At 63.7% G+C, this 234-nt stretch carries 1 protein-coding gene; it reads left to right on the forward strand.

What is annotated here, in order from left to right:
* A partial coding sequence (locus QSV46_RS41115) for a thiamine phosphate synthase (protein WP_314964527.1) occupies positions 1-201 on the forward strand: 201 nt, incomplete at its 5' end.
* Positions 202-234 lie beyond the last annotated feature (33 nt).

Consider the following 234-nt stretch of genomic DNA (forward strand, 5'->3'; position numbering starts at 1 on the left):
GTTCAGGGGTATCCGGCCTTAGTAGGGGCGAGCAGCCTGCCGGTTGTCGCTATCGGTGACGTCCAGGTGGCCGATGTCCCTGCTTTGGCGGCCACCGGTGTGGCCGGTGTCGCGATGGTGCGGGCCATCATGGCCTCCGATGACCCTGCCGCAGTGGTGCGGCAGGTTGTGCAGTCTTTCGATGAGGTGCGGGTTAGCTGATGCTCTGAGGCGGTTTGGTGTGCTGACGTTGTT

It is taken from the genome of Bradyrhizobium cosmicum (assembly GCF_032290525.1).
GTDB lineage: Bacteria > Pseudomonadota > Alphaproteobacteria > Rhizobiales > Xanthobacteraceae > Bradyrhizobium > Bradyrhizobium cosmicum_A.